The organism is Variovorax sp. GW821-FHT10D07 (genome assembly GCF_059415325.1).
On sequence record NZ_JBWKMZ010000022.1, the window covers coordinates 1 to 18,082 of the forward strand.

Sequence of the window (18,082 nt, forward strand, 5' to 3'; positions counted from 1 at the left end):
GGGGTCGCCTTTCTTTGCTTACTTTCTTTGGCGAGACAAAGAAAGTAAGTCGCCCGCCGGGGCGAGACCCGGCCAACTGTCCGTCGCAAGGCAAACAACTCAAATTCAAACCAACACCCACATCAACGTAGCCAAGGGCGGCAAGTCCACAACCACCGAGTCGACTTTCCCATGCCAAGCCAAAGCCTCACTGGCAACCACCCCATTCCCCACCCCACTCCCCCCATAAACAACCCCATCGGTATTGATGATCTCCCGATAGGACCCCGAACAAGGCACCCCCAACCGATACCCATGCCGAACCACAGGCGTGAAGTTGCAGACAGCCAAAACGAACGCCCCATCCCGCCCCCGACGAACAAACGCAAACACCGACTGCGCCGTATCGTCATGCACCAGCCACTCGAACCCCGCCCCTTCATGGTCGAGCTCGTGCAGCGCCGGATAGTGCCGATACACGTTGTTGAGATCCCGCACCAGCCGCCGCACCCCTTGATGCGATGCGTGCTCGAGTAGATGCCAGTCGAGGCTGCGATCCGCATTCCACTCCGCCACCTGCGCGAACTCGCAGCCCATGAACAGCAGCTTCTTCCCCGGATAGGCCCAGAGATAGCCGTACAGGTTGCGCAGCCCCGCGAACTTCTGCCACTCGTCGCCCGGCATGCGCGCGATCATCGAGCCCTTGCCGTGCACCACCTCGTCGTGCGAGAACGGCAGCACGAAGTTCTCGCTGTGCGCGTACATCAGCCCGAAGGTGATCTCGCGGTGGTGATGCGGCCGGTACAGCGGGTCCTTGCCCGCGTAGGCCAGGGTGTCGTTCATCCAGCCCATGTTCCACTTGTAGTGGAAGCCCAGCCCGCCGTCCTCGGGCGGCCGTGTCACGCCGGGGAAGCTGGTCGACTCCTCGGCGATCGTCACCGCGCCGGGGCGCTCGGTGCCCACCACGCGGTTCATGCGGCGCAGGAACTCGATCGCCTCGAGGTTCTCGCGCCCGCCCTGCGCGTTCGGCACCCACTCGCCGGGCCCGCGGCTGTAGTCGCGGTAGAGCATCGAGGCCACGGCATCCACGCGCAGGCCGTCGATGCCGTAGCGCTCGAGCCAGTACAGCGCATTGCCCACGAGGTAGTTGCGCACCTCCGTGCGCGACCAGTTGAAGATCAGCGTGTTCCAGTCGTTGTGGAAGCCCTCGCGCGGATCGGCGTACTCGTACAGCGCCGTGCCGTCGAAGCGGCCCAGGCCGTGCGCGTCGGTCGGGAAGTGCGCGGGCACCCAGTCGAGGATCACGCCGAGCCCGGCCGCATGGGCCGCGGCCACGAAGAAGCGGAAGTCGCTCGGGGTGCCGAAGCGCGAGGTCGGCGCATAGAGGCCGATCGGCTGGTAGCCCCAGGAGCCGTCGAACGGATGCTCGGTGATGGGCAGCAGTTCGATGTGCGTGAAGCCGAGGTCGCGCACGTAGGGCACCAGGGTGTCGGCGAGCTCGATGTAGTCCAGCCATTCGTGGCCGTTCTTGCGCCGCCACGAGCCCAGGTGCACCTCGTAGATGCTGATCGGCGCATCGCGCCCGTTGGCCTTGGCGCGGCCCGCGGGCATGGTGGCGACCGGCGGCAGCGGGCGCACCACGCAGGCGGTGTCGGGCCGCAGCCGCGACGAGAAGGCGAAGGGATCGGCCTTGCGCAGCAGCTCGCCCTGCGCCGACAGGATCTCGAACTCGTAGGCATCGCCCACCGCCACGTGCGGCGCGAAGACCTCCCACACGCCGCATTCGCGGCGCAGCCGCATCATGTGGCGCCGGCCGTCCCAGTTGTTGAAGTCGCCGACCACCGACACGCGGCGCGCATTCGGCGCCCAGACCGCGAAGGCCACGCCCTTGACGCCGTCCATCTCGCGCAGGTGCGCGCCCAGGCGCTCCCAGGGCCGCAGGTGCGTGCCCTCGGCCAGCAGCCAGATGTCGGTGTCGCCGAGCACGAAGGGAAAGCGGTAGGGGTCGTCGATGCGCGAGACGTGCGAGCCCCAGTCGACCTGGAACGCATAGCCCATGCGCGCCTCGGCCGCGGGCACCAGGCCCGCGAAGATGTCGGAGCCCTCGTGCCGCTCGAGCGTGGCCAGCGGCCAGCCGGTGCGCGCATGCAGCACCGTCACGCCCTGCGCGCCGGGCAGCAGGGCGCGCACCACCAGGCCGCGCGAGGTCTCGTGCGGGCCGAGCACGCCGAAGGGGTTGCCGTGCTCGGCGCGCATCAGCGCATGGACTTCGGCTTCGGGCAACTGCGTCGGGGCCATGGCGTGAGCGACCAATCAATCGGTGGTGGGATGGGCGGCGGGCTCGCCGAAGAAGGCGCCGAAAGGCGCCAGCGCGAGCGTGCGCCCTTCGGCGCCGCCGAGCGTCGCGGTCGAGGCCAGCGGCGCGTCGGCCAGCGGCCGCAGGTCGTCGCGCAGCACGATCGACACCGGCGCCGGGCCGAGGTTGAACACGACCTGCAGTGAACGCGCGCCCTCGCGCCGCTCGAACCACAGCACCGGCTCGGGCGCGTCGAAGAAGGCGATGGCGGCCGTGTGCAGCAATGGCTGCGCGCGGCGCCAGTGCAGCATCGCGCGGCTGAAGGCCAGCATCGAGTCGGGATCGGCCTGCTGGCGGTCGACCGCCAGCGGCAGGTGCGCGGGCGACATCGGCAGCCACGGCGTGCCGGTGGTGAAGCCGCCTTGCGCATCGTCGCCGCGCCAGGGCATCGGCGTGCGGCAGCCGTCGCGGCCCTTGAACTCGGGCCAGAAGGCGCGGCCGTAGGGGTCCTGCAGCAGCTCGAACGGCACCTCGGCCTCGGGCAGGCCCAGTTCCTCGCCCTGGTAGATGCCGGCGCTGCCGCGCAGCGACAGCAGCAGCGCGAGCCACAGCCGGTCGCGCCGCGCATCGGGCGCGCCGCCGTCGCTCCAGCGCGTGGCCACGCGCGGCACGTCGTGGTTCGACACCGCCCAGCAGCCCCAGCCGCCGGTGGCCGCGAGCGCATGGTCGAGCGCCTCGACCTGCTGGCGCAGGTGCTTCGCCGTGTGGTCGGCGGTCAGCAGGCTGAAGCTGTAGGCCAGGTGCAGGCGCCGGTCGCGCGCGGTGTACTGCGCCATCACGGGCGGCGCGTTCTCGTCGCCGACCTCGCCGAGCGCGACCGCGCCGTGGCGGTCGAGCAGGGCGCGCAGCCGCTCGAGGAACAGCAGGTTCTCGGACTGGCTCTTGTCGTACAGGTGCTGCTGCATCGCATAGGGGTTGTCGGCGCGCACCGTGCTGACCTCGCCCACCGACTGCGCCGAGGCCGGCGGGTTGCTGCGCAGCAGGGCGTCGTGGAACTGGTGGTTGCAGGCGTCGAAGCGGAAGCCGTCGACGCCGCGCTCGCACCAGAAGCCGACCTCGCCGAGCAGCGCGTCCTGCACCGCGGGGCAATGGAAGTTGAGATCGGGCTGCTCGGCCAGGAAGCTGTGCAGGTAGTACTGGCGGCGGCGCGAATCCCATTGCCAGGCCGGCCCGCCGAAGACCGAGAGCCAGTTGTTGGGCGGCGTGCCGTCGGGCTTGGGGTCGGCCCACACGTACCAGTCGGCCTTGGGGTTGTCGCGGCTCGCGCGGCTCTCGGCGAACCAGGCATGCTGGTCGGAGGTGTGCGAGAGCACCTGGTCGATGATGAGCTTCAGCCCCAGTTCGTGCGCCCGCGCGAGCATGGCGTCGAAGTCGGCCAGGGTGCCGAACATCGGGTCGACCGCGCGGTAGTCGGCCACGTCGTAGCCGAAGTCCTTCATCGGCGAACGGAAGAAGGGCGAGACCCAGATCGCGTCGACCCCGAGCGAGGCCACGTGCGGCAGCCGCGCCGTGATGCCGGGCAGGTCGCCGATGCCATCGCCGTTGCTGTCCATGAAACTGCGCGGATAGATCTGGTAGATCACCGCGCCGCGCCACCAGTCATCGCTCTTGCTGCCGTTGCTGCTGCCCATGCTGTCCCTTGGTCTGAAATCATTGTGGCATGCGAAATCCGGGCCAGCGGTACGCTCGTGCGCGCCCCGCGACTCTCTACACTGCACGCCCTCCATGACAGAGACGATTCCCCACGCCGCCGCGGGTTCCCCGCCTCCCGTTCCCGATGCCGAAGGACTGCCCGCGCTCGAGCGCCGGCTCGCGCGCGACCTCGACATCCTGGGCTGGCGCGCCCGCGCCTGGATGCCGCCCTGCGAACACGAGGGCGAGGCGGTGCTCGACGTGGCCATCGTCGGCGGCGGGCAGGCCGGGCTGGCCGCGGCGGCCGCGCTGGCCCACCAGGGCATCCGCGCCGTGGTGTTCGACCGCGCGCCCGAAGGGTTCGAAGGGCCCTGGGTCACCACCGCGCGCATGGAGACGCTGCGCTCGCCGAAGGAACTCACCGGCCCGGCGCTGGGGCTCGCGGCGCTGAGCTTCCGCGCCTGGTTCGAGGCCCAGCACGGCAGCGCCGCCTGGGCCGCGCTCGACAAGATCCCGCGGCTGCAATGGATGGACTACCTGCGCTGGTACCGGCGCGTGATGGCGCTCGAGGTGCGCAACGACTGCGCGGTCACGGCGATCGTGCCCGAGGCCGGCGGCGCGCTGATGCGGCTGAACCTGCGCACGCCGGCCGGCGCGCGGCGCGTGTTCGCGCGCCGCTTGGTGCTGGCCACCGGGCGCGACGGCCTTGGTGGCCCGGCGGTGCCGGATTTCGTGGCCGGCCTGCCGCGCGAGCGCTGGGCGCATTCGTCCGACGCCATGGACTACGGCCGGCTCGCCGGGCTGCGCGTGGGCCTGATCGGCGCGGGTTCCTCGGCCATGGACAGCGCCGCCACCGCGCTGGAGGCCGGCGCCCACAGCGTCGAGCTGCTGATCCGCCGCCTCGACCTGCCGCGCGTCAACAAGGGCAAGGGCGCCGGCGTGCCGGGCCTGACCCAGGGGCACTACGACCTGCCCGACGCGCACAAGTGGCGCGTGCGCCACTACATCAACCGGCTCAACGTGCCGCCGCCGCACGGCAGCACCCTGCGCGTGTCGCGCTTCGCCAACGCCTTCTTCAACTTCGGCTGCCCGGTCGAGGCGGTGGCGCTGGCCGGCGACGGCGCGATCCGCGTGGCGACGCCGCGCGCGGATTTCGAGTTCGACTTCCTGATCGTCTCGACCGGCTTCAAGGTCGACTGGGCCGCGCGCCCCGAGTTCGCCGCCATCGCGCCCCATGTGCGGACCTGGAAGGAGCGCTATCTGCCCGCGCCCGGCGAGGAGGACCAGGAGCTGGCCGATTCGCCCGACCTGGGCCCGGTGTTCGAGTTCAAGGAACGGGTGGCCAGCGCGTGCCCGGGGCTGGCGCGCATCCACTGCTTCTGCTATCCGGCCGCGCTCTCGCACGGCACGGTCTCGGGCGACATCCCGGCCATCAGCGACGGCGCCAAGCGGCTGGCCGCGGGCATCGCGGGGCTGTTCTATCGCGAGGACTTCGAGCGGCATTTCGCGAACATCGAGGCCTATGCCGAGCCCGAGCTGTACGGTGACGAATGGACGCCCGCGCCACCGCCCGACCGGCGGCCGGCACCCAAAGCCCGCTGAATGGCCCGGCCCGGCGGGAGCCCGGCGGCCGGGGCGCGATAATCCGCCTTCCCGGCCGCCCCGCGCCGGGCTCCTGCCGAAGCCCCGTCATGAACCCCAGCTACAAACCCAGCGACGTCGAGTCCGCTGCCCAGGCGCAATGGAGCGCCGCCGATGCCTACCGCGTGACCGAGGACGCGAGCCGCAAGAAGTACTACGCCTGCTCGATGCTGCCGTACCCCAGCGGCAAGCTGCACATGGGCCACGTGCGCAACTACACGATCAACGACATGCTCACGCGCTACCTGCGCATGAGCGGCTACAACGTGCTGATGCCCATGGGCTGGGACGCCTTCGGCCTGCCGGCCGAGAACGCGGCGCTGAAGAACGGCGTGCCGCCGGCCAAGTGGACCTACGAGAACATCGCCTACATGAAGGGCCAGCTCCAGGCCATGGGCCTGGCGATCGACTGGAGCCGCGAGATCGCCACCTGCGATCCGAGCTACTACAAGTGGAACCAGTGGCTGTTCCTGAAGATGCTCGAGAAGGGCATCGCCTACCGCAAGACCCAGGTCGTGAACTGGGACCCGGTCGACCAGACCGTGCTGGCCAACGAGCAGGTGATCGACGGCAAGGGCTGGCGCACCGGCGCCACGGTCGAGCGCCGCGAGATCCCGGGCTACTACCTGAAGATCAGCGACTACGCCGAGGAACTGCTCGAGCACACCCAGCACAAGCTGCCGGGCTGGCCCGAGCGCGTCAAGCTGATGCAGGAGAACTGGATCGGCAAGAGCGAGGGCGTGCGCTTCGCCTTCACCCATGACATCCAGGGCGCCGACGGCCAGCCGATCCAGGACGGCCGCATGTACGTGTTCACCACGCGCGCCGACACCATCATGGGCGTGACCTTCTGCGCCGTCGCGCCCGAGCATCCGCTGGCCGCGCATGCCGCCACGCTCGATCCCAAGGTCGCGGCCTTCATCGAGGAATGCAAGAGCGGCGGCACCACCGAGGCCGAGCTCGCCACGCAGGAGAAGAAGGGCGTGCCCACGGGCCTGACCGTGACGCACCCGATCACCGAGGAGCAGGTACCGGTGTGGGTCGGCAACTACGTGCTGATCGGCTACGGCGACGGCGCCGTGATGGGCGTGCCCGCGCACGACGAGCGCGACTTCGCCTTCGCCAACAAGTACGGCATCGAGATCATCCAGGTGGTGCTGGTCGACGACGAGCCGCACTTCGACTATCACAAGTGGCAGGACTGGTACGGCGACAAGCAGCGCGGCGTGACCATCAACTCCGACAACTTCAGCGGCATGTCGTACAAGGAGGCCGTGGCCGCCGTGGCGCATGCGCTGGGCCAGAAGGGCCTGGGCGAACTGCAGACCACCTGGCGCCTGCGCGACTGGGGCGTGAGCCGCCAGCGCTACTGGGGCACGCCGATCCCGATCATCCATTGCGAGGAGCACGGCGCGGTGCCGGTGCCCGAGAAGGACCTGCCGGTGGTGCTGCCCACCGACTGCGTGCCCGACGGTTCCGGCAATCCGCTGAACAAGCACGAAGGCTTCCACGCCGGCGTGGTGTGCCCGGTGTGCGGCAAGGCCGCGCGGCGCGAGACCGACACGATGGACACCTTCGTCGACTCGTCGTGGTACTTCATGCGCTACTGCGATCCGAAGAACGACCAGGCGATGGTGGCCGAGGGCGCCGACTACTGGATGCCGATGGACCAGTACATCGGCGGCATCGAGCACGCCATTCTTCACCTGCTGTATGCGCGCTTCTGGACCAAGGTGATGCGCGACCTCGGCCTGGTGAAGGCCGACGAGCCCTTCAGCAAGCTGCTGACCCAGGGCATGGTGCTCAACCAGATCTTCTACGCGCGCAACGAGAAGGGCGGCAAGGACTACTTCCCGCCCTCGGAAGTCACGCCGGAGCTCGACGCGCAGGGCCGCATCGTCGGCGGCACCGCGGCCGACGGCACCAAGGTCGAGTACGGCGGCGTCGGCAAGATGGGCAAGAGCGAGCGCAACGGCGTCGACCCGCAGGACCTGATCGAGAAGTACGGCGCCGACACCGCGCGCCTGTACACCATGTTCACGGCGCCGCCCGAAGCCACGCTCGAGTGGAACGACGCGGCCGTCGAGGGCAGCTACCGCTTCCTGCGCCGCGTGTGGAATTTCGGCGCGGCGCAGTCGGGGCTCGCGGCCCCCGCGGGCGGCAAGCCGGCCTACGGCAAGCCGGCCCAGGCGCTGCGCCGCGAGGTGCACACCGTGCTGCGCCAGGTCGACTACGACTACCAGCGCATGCAATACAACACCGTGGTGTCGGGCGCGATGAAGCTGCTCAACGCGCTCGAGGGCTTCAAGCCCGACGGCAGCGCGGGCGACGCGGCCGCGCTGCACGAAGGCTTCGGCATCCTGCTGCGCTGCCTCTATCCCGCCACGCCGCACATCGCCCAGCAGCTGTGGACCGAGCTCGGCTACGACCAGGCGCTCGGCGCCCTGCTCGACGCGCCCTGGCCCACGGTCGACGTCGATGCGCTGGCGCAGGACGAGATCGAGCTGATGCTGCAGGTCAACGGCAAGCTGCGCGGAAAGCTGCTGGTGCCGGCCGGCGCCTCCAAGGACGAGATCGAGAAGCTCGCGCTGGCCTGCGAGGACTTCACCACCTTCGCGCCGGGCGCGAGCGCCAAGCGCGTGATCGTGGTGCCGGGCCGCCTGGTCAACGTGGTCATTTGAACAAGCCAAGCATGAACATCCGCACTGTCTCGCTGCCGCGCCGCGGCTTCCTCCTGGGCCTGGCGGCCGGCGGCGCCTCGCTGGGCCTGGCCGGTTGCGGCTTCGAGCTGCGCAAGCCGCCGGTCTTCGCCTTCAAGTCGATCGCGGTCTCGGGCAACTCGGCGCTGGTCAACCAGATCCGCCGCAACCTGCGCGCGGCGGGCACGGTGACCTTGCTGCCGGGCGACGACAAGAGCGCCGAGGCGGTGCTCGACATCCTCGGCGAGGACCGCGAGCGGCTGGTGGTGTCGACCAACTCGGCCGGCCTGCTGCGCGAGATCCAGCTCGTGCTCAAGGTGCGCTTCCGGCTGCACGCGCAGGGCGGCAAGGACCTGCTGGCGGCCACCGAGCTCATGCAGACGCGCGACCTGACCTTCAACGAGACCAATGCGCTGGCCAAGGAAGGCGAGGCCGACCTGTTGTTCCGCGACATGCAGATCGACATCGCCCAGCAGCTGGTGCGCCGCCTCGGGGCGGTGAAGACGCTGTGACCGGCCGCTGACGCGATGCAGCTTGCCAGCGCCCAGCTTTCGGCCCACCTGCAGAAGGGGCTGAAGCCGCTCTACACGATCCACGGCGACGAGCCGCTGCTCGCGCAGGAAGCGGCCGACGCCATCCGCGCGGCGGCACGCGCGCAGGGCTACACCGAGCGCAGCTCGTACACCGTGGCCGGCGCGCACTTCGACTGGAGCGCGGTGCTCGCGGCCGGCGGCTCGCTCTCGCTGTTCGCCGACAAGCAGATGGTCGAGATCCGTATCCCCTCGGGCAAGCCCGGCAAGGACGGCAGCGCCGCGCTGCAGCAGATCGCCGAGGGCGCGGCCGCCAACGACAGCACGCTCACGCTGGTGATGCTGCCGCGGCTGGACAAGGCCACGCGCACCGGCGCCTGGTTCTCGGCGCTCGAGAACAACGGCGCCAGCATCCAGGTCGACCCGATCGAGCGCGCCGCGCTGCCGCAGTGGATCGCGCAGCGCCTCGCGCTGCAGGGCCAGCGCGTGAAGCCCGGCGACGAGGGCCAGCGCACGCTGCAGTTCTTCGCCGACCGCGTCGAGGGCAACCTGCTCGCGGCGCACCAGGAGATCCAGAAGCTCGCGCTGCTGCATCCGGGCGGCGAACTCGGCTGGGAAGAGGTCGAGGGCGCGGTCAACAACGTCGCGCGCTACGACGTCTTCAAGCTGTCCGAGGCCGTGCTGGGCGGCAACCCGCAGCGCGTGGCGCGCATGCTCGACGGCCTGCAGGCCGAGGGCGAGGCCGAGGTGCTGGTGCACTACACGCTGGCCGAGGACATCCGCGCGCTCAAGCGCGTGAAGGACGCCATGGCCGCGGGCCGGCCGCTGCCGATGGCGCTGCGCGAGAACCGCATCTGGGGCCCGCGCGAGCGCGCCTTCGAGCGCGTGCTGCCGCGGCTGGACGACCGCATGCTGGCGCGGCTGCTGCGCGCGGCGCACCTGGTCGACGGCATCGTCAAGGGCCTGAAGCAGCCCGACTGGCCGGCCAGCGGCTGGCAGGCGCTGCAGCGGCTGGCGCTGATGCTGTGCCGGGCCTGCGGCAACGGTGGCGCCGCGGCACCGCGCCGCGCCTGAATTCCCGGCGTCAGCCGCCCGCAGGGTTGGCGTGGGAAAATGCCGCCCATGAACGCGTTCAATGTCAGTGAACACATGCAGACCCTGGGTCTGCAGGCAAAAACGGCCACCGCCCTCATGGCGCGAGCGGATGCAGCTACCAAAAACGTAGCGTTGAAGGCGCTGGCCCGGCGCCTGCGCGAAGCCGGCGCGGTGCTCGCCACGGCCAACCAGAAGGACCTCGAGCGCGCCACGGCCGCCGGCCTGTCGGCGCCGATGGTCGACCGCCTGAAGCTCGGGCCCAAGGTGATCGAGACCGTCGCCCTCGGCTGCGAGCAGCTCGCGGGCATGGCCGACGTGATCGGCGAGATCATCGGCATGAAGCAGCAGCCCAGCGGCATCCGCGTCGGCCAGATGCGCGTGCCGATCGGCGTCTTCGGCATGATCTACGAGAGCCGTCCCAACGTGACCATCGAGGCCGCGAGCCTGGCGATCAAGTCGGGCAACGCCGCCATCCTGCGCGGCGGCTCGGAGGCCATCGAGTCGAACAAGGCGCTGGCCCTGCTGGTGTCCGAGGCGCTGGCCGAGGCCGGCCTGCCGGTGGAGGCGGTGCAGCTGGTGCAGACCACCGACCGCGAGGCCGTCGGCCAGCTGATCGCGATGCCGCAGTTCGTCGACGTGATCATTCCGCGCGGCGGCAAGGGCCTGATCGAGCGCATCAGCCGCGACGCCAAGGTGCCGGTCATCAAGCACCTGGACGGCAACTGCCACGTCTACGTCGACGACACGGCCGAGTTCGGCATGGCGCTGCGCATCGTCGACAACGCCAAGACCCAGAAGTACAGCCCCTGCAACGCCGCCGAAGGCCTGCTGGTGGCGGCCTCGGTGGCCGAGGACTTCCTGCCGAAGATCGGCGCCATCTTCGCCGCCAAGGGCGTCGAGATGCGCTGCGATCCGGCCGCGGCCCAGATCCTGCGCGCCGATGGTGCTATCGATCCGGGAGCAAAGGTGGTGGACGCGGTCGAATCCGACTGGTCCGAGGAATACCTGGCCGCGGTGATCAGCATCAAGGTGGTGGCGGGCCTCGAGGAGGCCATCGCGCACATCAACCACTACTCGAGCCACCACACCGACGCGATCGTCACGCGCGACCACGTGAATGCCCAGCGTTTCCTGCGCGAGGTCGATTCGGCCAGCGTCATGGTCAATGCGAGCACACGCTTCGCCGATGGTTTCGAGTTCGGCCTGGGGGCCGAAATCGGCATCAGCACCGACAAGTTCCACGCCCGCGGACCGGTGGGCATCGAAGGGCTGACCTCGCTCAAGTACGTGGTGCTGGGGCAGGGCGAAGTCCGGACCTGAGGGGGCGCGACGGGCGCCGTCCGGTGCTCTTCGCGTCGGTGGTGCGTGTGGATTCCACGTAGGCCGTGGTGCTTGTCATCGGGGGGCGCGTCCCCAAATCCTAGAATCCCGCATACCTTTAAGTAGAAAACAAAGAAGGCCGCCGCATGGTTCCGCATCTCGTCACAGCCTTGACCGGCCCGATCAACGAACTGGAGCAGCGGGTGCTCGACTCGATGCCCGCCATCGAGCGCTGGTTCCGGCTCGAATGGATGGAGCACACGCCGCCGTTCTACAGCGCGGTCGACATCCGCAACGCGGGCTTCAAGCTGGCACCGGTCGACACCAACCTCTTCCCCGGTGGCTGGAACAACCTCACCAAGGAAATGCTGCCGCTGGCGGTGCAGGCCGCGCAGGCCGCGATCGAGAAGATCTGTCCCGAGGCGCGCAACCTGCTGGTGATTCCCGAGAACAACGCCAAGAACAGCACCTTCTACCTGGCCAACGTGGCGCAGATGGTGCGGATCTTTCACATGGCCGGGCTCAACGTGCGCGTGGGCTCGATCGATCCGGCGATCAAGTCGCCCAAGAAGATCGAGCTGCCGCACGGCGACACCGTCACGCTCGAGCCGGTGGTGCGCACCAAGCGCCGCCTGGGCCTGAAGAACTTCGATCCCTGCACCATCCTGCTGAACAACTCGCTCTCGGCGGGCACGCCGGGCATCCTCGAGGACCTGCACGAGCAGTACCTGCTGCCGCCGCTGCACGCGGGCTGGTCGGTGCGCCGCAAGAGCAACCACCTGCACAGCTACGAGGAACTGTCCAAGCGCTTCGGCAAGCTGCTGGGCATCGATCCCTGGCTCATCAACCCGATCTACGCGCGCGCCGACGGCGTCGACCTGGCCGAGGGCCGCGGCCTCGACGTGCTGACCAGCCACGTCGACGCGGTGCTGACCAAGGTGCGCCGCAAGTACAAGGAATACGGCATCAACGAGAAGCCCTTCGTGGTGGTCAAGGGCCAGAGCGGCGCCGAGGGCCCGCGCGTGCTGACGGTGCGCGACGCCAAGGAGGTCGAGGGCCTGGCGGGCAAGGTGCGCGCCGCGGCGGCCCGGCCGGCCGGTGCGCGCGAGCCCGGCGAGATCATCGTGCAGGAAGGCGTGCTGACCAACGAGCGCGTGCACAACGGCGTGGCCGAGCCCGTGGTCTACATGATGGACCGCTACGTGGTCGGCGGCTTCTACCGCGTGCATGCCGACAGTGCGCCCGACGAGAACCTCAAGCTGCCCGGCGCGAGCTTCGTGCCGCTGGCCTTCTCCGAGAGCGCGCACCTGCCGCAGCCCGGCGCCAAGCCCGGCGCCAGCGCGCCCAACCGCTTCTACATGTACGGCGTGGTCGGCCGGCTCGCGATGGTCGCCGCCAGCTACGAGATGGAAGCCACCGACCCGGACGCCGAAGTCTACGAATGACCCCCACCGCGCGCCGTGTTTGCGGCCCGCGCGGGTGACGGCAGAATAGCGGCCCCACAGCAACGGAAATCAAAGGGCGGCGAGGGCGAGGATCGAGGCGCGGCGGATGCCACCGTCCGCCGATGCGCGCCCCCTGGCATACCTGATGCGTCGTCATCGCGAGCCGCCGGCCCTTTTCCCATCGACCTCGTGTCAGCCCCCAAATCCCTCTCCGCCGGCCTGATCGTCGGCGCCATCGGCGTCGTCTATGGCGACATCGGCACCAGCGTGCTGTATGCCGTCAAGGAAGTCTTCGGCCACGGCCACGTTCCCTTCACCGTCGAGAACGTCTACGGCATCCTCTCGATGTTCGTCTGGACGCTCACCACCATCGTCTCGCTCAAGTACGTGGTGCTCGTGCTGCGTGCCGACAACGAGGGCGAGGGCGGCCTGGTCGCGATGCTGGCGCTGGCCTCGCGCGCCGTGGCCGACAAGCCGCGGCTGCGCCACCTGCTGCTGGTGATCGGCATCTTCGGCACCTCGCTGTTCTACGGCGACGGGGTCATCACGCCGGCGATCTCGGTGCTCTCGGCGGTCGAGGGCCTGGAGGTGGTGTCGCCGCACTTCAAGCACTACGTGATCCCGATCACCCTGGTGGTGCTGTTCTGCCTGTTCGCGGTGCAGAAGCACGGCACCGCGGGCATCGGCCGCTTCTTCGGGCCGATCACGGTGGTGTGGTTCCTGGCGCTGGCGGTGCTCGGCGTGTGGCACATCGTCGACCACCCCGAGATCCTGAAGGCCCTGAGCCCGTTCTACGCGCTCAAGTTCATCTGGGACAACCCCGGCACCAGCTTCATCCTGCTGGGCGCCATCGTGCTGTGCGTGACCGGCGCCGAGGCGCTGTACGCCGACCTCGGCCACTTCGGCAAGGCGCCGATCCGCATCGCCTGGTTCACCGTGGTGATGCCGGCGCTGATCCTCAACTACTTCGGCCAGGGCGCGCTGCTGCTGGCCAACCCCGAGGCGGTGAAGAACCCGTTCTTCATGATGGCGCCCGAGTGGGCGCTGATCCCGCTGGTGCTGCTGGCCACCGCTTCCACGGTGATCGCCTCGCAGGCCCTGATCACCGGCGCCTTCAGCGTCACGCGCCAGGTGATCCAGCTCGGCTACCTGCCGCGCCTGAACATCGAGCACACCAGCGTGCGCACGGCCGGCCAGATCTACATCCCGCTGGTCAACTGGGGTCTGTTCGTGGCGATCGTGCTGGCGGTGGTCATGTTCCGCTCCTCGAGCAGCCTGGCCGCGGCCTACGGCATCGCCGTGACCACCGACATGCTGATCACCACGGTGCTGACCTTCTTCGTGATCCGCTACGCCTGGAAGCTGCCGCTGGCGCTGTGCATCGCCTCGACCGCGGCCTTCTTCTTCATCGACTTCATGTTCTTCGCGTCGAACCTGCTCAAGCTGCCCGAGGGCGGCTGGTTCCCGCTGGTGATCGGCGGCGCGGTGTTCGTGCTCATGATCACCTGGAAGGAAGGGCGCCGCCTCATGGGCGAGGTGCAGCGCTCCGATGCGATCGAGCTGAAGGCCTTCCTCGATTCGGTGTTCGAGAACCCACCGGTGCGCGTGGACGGCACCGCCGTGTTCCTCACGGCCGAGCCCGGCGTGGTGCCCAATGCGCTGCTGCACAACCTCAAGCACAACAAGGTGCTGCACGAGCAGAACCTGTTCGTCACCGTGCGCAACCACGAGGTGCCATGGATCCCGATGGACAAGCGCATCGAGATCGAGCCGCTGGGCCGCCATTGCTGGCAGGTGATCGTGCACTACGGCTTCAAGAACGACATCGACCTGCCGCGCGCGCTCGACAACGCGCGCCTGCGCGGCTGCCAGCTCGAGCCGATGCTGACCAGCTACTTCCTCTCGCGCGACGTCGTGATCCCCACGCTGGGCAGCGGCATGGCGCCCTGGCGCGAGAAGCTGTTCGCGCAGATGCACCACAACGCGAGCGGCGCGGCCGCCTTCCTGGGGCTGCCGAACAACGCGGTGGTGGAGCTGGGCTCGAAGATCGAGATCTGAGGCCGGCCCGCGCGCCTCAGCGGAAGTCGTCCGGCCGTTCCTGCGCGAGCCGCGCCATGTGCGCCGCGATCGCGCCGGGCGTGGTGAACCAGATCTCGCCGCGGTCGCGCGCGAGCGCCAGCTGCGCCAACACGCCGCGCAGGTGGCGCAGCCGGTAGGGCTGGCCCACGATGTAGGGATGTAGCGCGAGGCCCATCACCAGCGGCTGGGCGCGCGACTGCAGCAGCATTTCCTCGAAGTTGTCGAGCACCATCGCGCAGAAGTCCTTCGCGTCCATCAGCCGGCCCACGATCATCGGGATGTCGTTGAGCTCCTGCGGATAGGGCACCGACCAGATCGCGCCGCCGCCGCGCGTGCGCATGCGCACCGGCTGGTCGTCGTGGCACCAGTTGAGCGTGTAGCCGTAGCCGGTCTCGGCCAGCAGGTCGGGCGTCAGCGGGCTCTCGGAGATCCATGGCGACAGCCAGCCCGCGGGCGCCTGCCCGCTCTCGCGCGCCATGCGTTCGCGGCAGCGCACCAGCAGCGCGCGCTCGTGGTCTTCGCCGAGCGCGCCCTGGCGCTCGGCATTGCTGTGGCCATGGCCGATCAGCTCGTCGCCGCGCGCCACCACCGCCTGCACCAGTTCCGGGCAGTGGTCGTACAGGGCCGTGTTGACCAGCGCGCCCGTTGGCAGCGCGAGCGCGTCGAACAGCTCGAGGCAGCGCCAGGCGCCCACGCGGTTGCCGTATTCGCGCCAGCCATGGTTGAGCACGTCGGGCTGTGGCGAGGCCGGGCCGAGGCAGGCGCCCAGCCCGTCGCCGAAGGCGAAGTGCTCGAGGTTGAAGCCGAGGTAGACCGCGAGCCGCGCGCCGTTGGGCCAGCGGTAGTCGGGCCGGCGCGTGATCGGCCGGTAGTCGAAGCGGTCGTGCGAGGGCAGCAGTTCGGGCCAGCGTGTCGTCATGCCCAGGCCGCCTGCAAGCCTCGTGCCCGATGGTCGACATATCGATCGGAAATTGTTGACCATCGTTCGGCCAGCGCGGGCCGGCGCGGGCGGCCCGGCACAATCGCGCGATGCGTTTCTTCAAGGACCTGAGCCTCTCCGCTTTCACCGCCGGCTTCGTCGCCGTGCTCGTCGGTTTCACGAGTTCGGTGGCCATCGTGTTCCAGGCCGCGCAGGCCTTCGGCGCCACGCCCGAGATGGTGGCCTCGTGGATGTGGGCGCTGGGCATCGGCATGGGACTGGCCTCGGTGCTGCCCTCGCTGTGGTGGCGCAAGCCCGTGATGATCGCCTGGAGCACGCCCGGCGCCGCGGTGCTGGCGGTGGCCGGCGCGGGCCATGGCATGGGCGAGGCGGTCGGCGCCTTCGTCGTCTGCGCGCTGCTGATCGTGCTGGCCGGCGCCACCGGCTGGTTCGAGCGCGTGATGAACCGCATCCCGATGGCCATCGCCTCGGCGCTGCTGGCCGGCGTGCTCGCGCGCTTCGGACTCGCGGCCTTCACCGCGGCGCAGACCGCGCTGCCGCTGGTGCTGCTGATGCTGGCCACCTACCTCGTGGGCAAGCGCTGGCTGCCGCGCTACGCGGTGCCGCTCACGCTGCTGGTGGCGATCGCCTTCGCGGCCGCGCGCGGCGAGCTCGCCTGGTCGGCGGTGCATTTCTCGCTGACCTGGCCGGTGTTCGTCATGCCGGTGTTCCACTGGCAGGCGATCGTGAGCCTGGCGCTGCCGCTGTTCGTCGTCACCATGGCCTCGCAGAACCTGCCGGGCGTGGCGGCGATCCGCGCCGCCGGCTATGGCGAGCTGCCGGTCAGCAAGCTCATCACGATCAGCGGCCTGACCACGCTGGTGCTCGCGCCCTTCGGCGCCTTCGCGCTCAACCTCAGCGCCATCACCGCCGCGATCTGCATGGGCCGCGAAGCCCACGAGGACCCTGCGCGGCGCTACACCGCGGCCGTGAGCTGCGGCGCGATCTACGTCGTGATCGGCCTGTTCGGCGCGGCCGTGACCGGGCTGCTCACGGCCTTTCCGAAGGAGCTGGTGGCGGCCATCGCGGGGCTCGCGCTGCTCGGCACCATCGGCGGCGGGCTGGCGGCCGCGGTGCGCGACGAGCCGCACCGCGAGGCCGCGCTGATCACCTTCCTGGTCACGCTCTCGGGCGTGACCATCGCCGGCATCGGCTCGGCCTTCTGGGGCGTGGTGGCGGGCGTGTTCGCGCTCGCGGTGCAGCGGCTGGGCAACCGGCCGGGCCCGCCAAAAGCCCCGGCCGGCCAGGGCCTCGCCGCTTCCGGCAACATCGCGACCGACAGCAGCAACATGGCGGCCCCGCCGGGCGCCGGAAAGACTTCCTGATGAAAAACATCCTCTTCGTGGCCGACCCGCTCGATCACTTCAAGATCTACAAGGACACCACCTTCTCGATGATGCGCGAGGCCCAGCGCCGCGGCCACCGCATCGCGGCCTGCCTGCCGCAGGACCTGCAGTGGGTGTCGGGCGGCAAGGTCACGGCCACGGTGCGACAGGTCACGCTGACCGGCGACCCCAAGGACTGGTACGCCGTGGACATCGTCGAGAGCAAGGCGCTGGCCGATTTCGACGCCGTGCTGATGCGCAAGGACCCGCCCTTCGACGCCGAGTACATCTACGCCACCCACCTGCTCGAGCAGGCCGAGCGCGAGGGCGCGCGCGTGGTGAACAAGCCGCGCGCGCTGCGCGACCACCCCGAGAAGCTCGCGATCATGGAGTTTCCGCAGTTCACCGCGCCCACGCTGGTCACGCGCAGCGCGCAGGCGGTGCGCGACTTCCATGCGCAGCACGGCGACATCATCCTGAAGCCGCTCGACGGTATGGGCGGCATGGGCATCTTCCGCGTGAAGCAGGACGCGCTGAACCTCGGCTCGATCGTCGAGACGCTCAACAAGGACGGCGCCGAAACCATCATGGTGCAGCGCTTCGTGCCCGACGTGGTCGAGGGCGACAAGCGCATCCTGATCATCGCGGGAGAGCCCGCGCCCTTCGTGCTGGCGCGCATCCCGCAGGGCACCGAGGTGCGCGGCAACCTCGCGGCCGGCGGCAAGGGCGTGGCCCAGCCGCTCACGCCGCGCAACCGCGAGATCGCCGAGATCGTGGGCCGCGCGCTCGCGCCGCGCGGGCTGCTGCTGATCGGCCTCGACGTGATCGGCGACTCGGTGACCGAGATCAACGTGACCAGCCCGACCTGCTTCCAGGAGATCACCGAGCAGACCGGGTTCGACGTGCCGGCGATGTTCGTCGATGCGCTGGAGGCGCATCTGAAGCAGGCGGCCTGAGGGCCATGAAAAAGGCGCCCGGGGCGATCTTCGCCCCGGGCGCCTT

11 protein-coding genes and 1 pseudogene are annotated in these 18,082 nt (G+C 69.6%); 9 read left to right on the forward strand and 3 right to left on the reverse strand.

Annotation, left to right across the window (positions count from 1 at the left end; translation table 11 throughout):
• Window positions 1–105: 105 nt before the first annotated feature.
• The gene (gene glgB / locus AC07PU_RS38445; protein WP_495323154.1) at window positions 106–2,277 is read right to left on the reverse strand and encodes a 1,4-alpha-glucan branching protein GlgB; all 2,172 of its coding nucleotides are present in this window, start codon (window positions 2,275–2,277) and stop codon (window positions 106–108) included.
• 15 nt (window positions 2,278–2,292) lie between these two features.
• A complete protein-coding gene (locus AC07PU_RS38450) occupies window positions 2,293–3,966 on the reverse strand; it encodes an alpha-amylase family glycosyl hydrolase (RefSeq protein ID WP_495323156.1) in 1,674 nt (557 codons plus the stop codon).
• Between the two features lie 94 nt (window positions 3,967–4,060).
• On the opposite strand from AC07PU_RS38450, the gene AC07PU_RS38455 reads away from it, so the two are divergent.
• From AC07PU_RS38455 to AC07PU_RS38485, 7 genes are all read left to right on the forward strand, one after another.
• Window positions 4,061–5,569 (forward strand): SidA/IucD/PvdA family monooxygenase, encoded by a 1,509-nt coding sequence (locus AC07PU_RS38455; RefSeq protein ID WP_495323157.1) that lies wholly within the window; start codon window positions 4,061–4,063, stop codon window positions 5,567–5,569.
• An 89-nt stretch (window positions 5,570–5,658) separates the two neighbouring features.
• The gene (gene leuS / locus AC07PU_RS38460; RefSeq protein ID WP_495323158.1) at window positions 5,659–8,289 is read left to right on the forward strand and encodes a leucine--tRNA ligase; all 2,631 of its coding nucleotides are present in this window, start codon (window positions 5,659–5,661) and stop codon (window positions 8,287–8,289) included.
• 11 nt (window positions 8,290–8,300) lie between these two features.
• On the forward strand, window positions 8,301–8,819 hold the full coding sequence (locus AC07PU_RS38465; RefSeq protein ID WP_495323159.1) for an LPS-assembly lipoprotein LptE: 519 nt from the start codon (window positions 8,301–8,303) through the stop codon (window positions 8,817–8,819).
• Between the two features lie 15 nt (window positions 8,820–8,834).
• The gene (holA, locus tag AC07PU_RS38470) at window positions 8,835–9,911 is read left to right on the forward strand and encodes a DNA polymerase III subunit delta (protein WP_208513423.1); all 1,077 of its coding nucleotides are present in this window, start codon (window positions 8,835–8,837) and stop codon (window positions 9,909–9,911) included.
• Between the two features lie 48 nt (window positions 9,912–9,959).
• Window positions 9,960–11,252, forward strand: a complete 1,293-nt coding sequence (locus tag AC07PU_RS38475) for a glutamate-5-semialdehyde dehydrogenase (protein WP_495323160.1) — start codon at window positions 9,960–9,962, stop codon at window positions 11,250–11,252.
• Between the two features lie 146 nt (window positions 11,253–11,398).
• Window positions 11,399–12,697, forward strand: coding sequence for a glutamate--cysteine ligase (gene gshA, locus AC07PU_RS38480; protein WP_093350539.1), 1,299 nt, complete (start codon window positions 11,399–11,401; stop codon window positions 12,695–12,697).
• 189 nt (window positions 12,698–12,886) lie between these two features.
• Entirely contained in the window at window positions 12,887–14,755 is a 1,869-nt protein-coding gene (locus tag AC07PU_RS38485; protein ID WP_093350542.1) for a potassium transporter Kup, read from the forward strand.
• A gap of 16 nt (window positions 14,756–14,771) precedes the next feature.
• Here AC07PU_RS38485 and AC07PU_RS38490 read toward each other — a convergent pair whose 3' ends face one another.
• A complete protein-coding gene (locus AC07PU_RS38490) occupies window positions 14,772–15,695 on the reverse strand; it encodes a polysaccharide deacetylase family protein (RefSeq protein WP_495323161.1) in 924 nt (307 codons plus the stop codon).
• 107 nt (window positions 15,696–15,802) lie between these two features.
• Here AC07PU_RS38490 and AC07PU_RS38495 point away from each other — a divergent pair.
• A pseudogene (locus tag AC07PU_RS38495) lies at window positions 15,803–17,080 on the forward strand (benzoate/H(+) symporter BenE family transporter); the annotation flags it as partial.
• A complete protein-coding gene (gene gshB / locus AC07PU_RS38500; protein WP_093350548.1) occupies window positions 17,080–18,036 on the forward strand; it encodes a glutathione synthase in 957 nt (318 codons plus the stop codon). The pseudogene AC07PU_RS38495 and the gene gshB, both read left to right, overlap by 1 nt.
• Window positions 18,037–18,082: the final 46 nt, after the last annotated feature.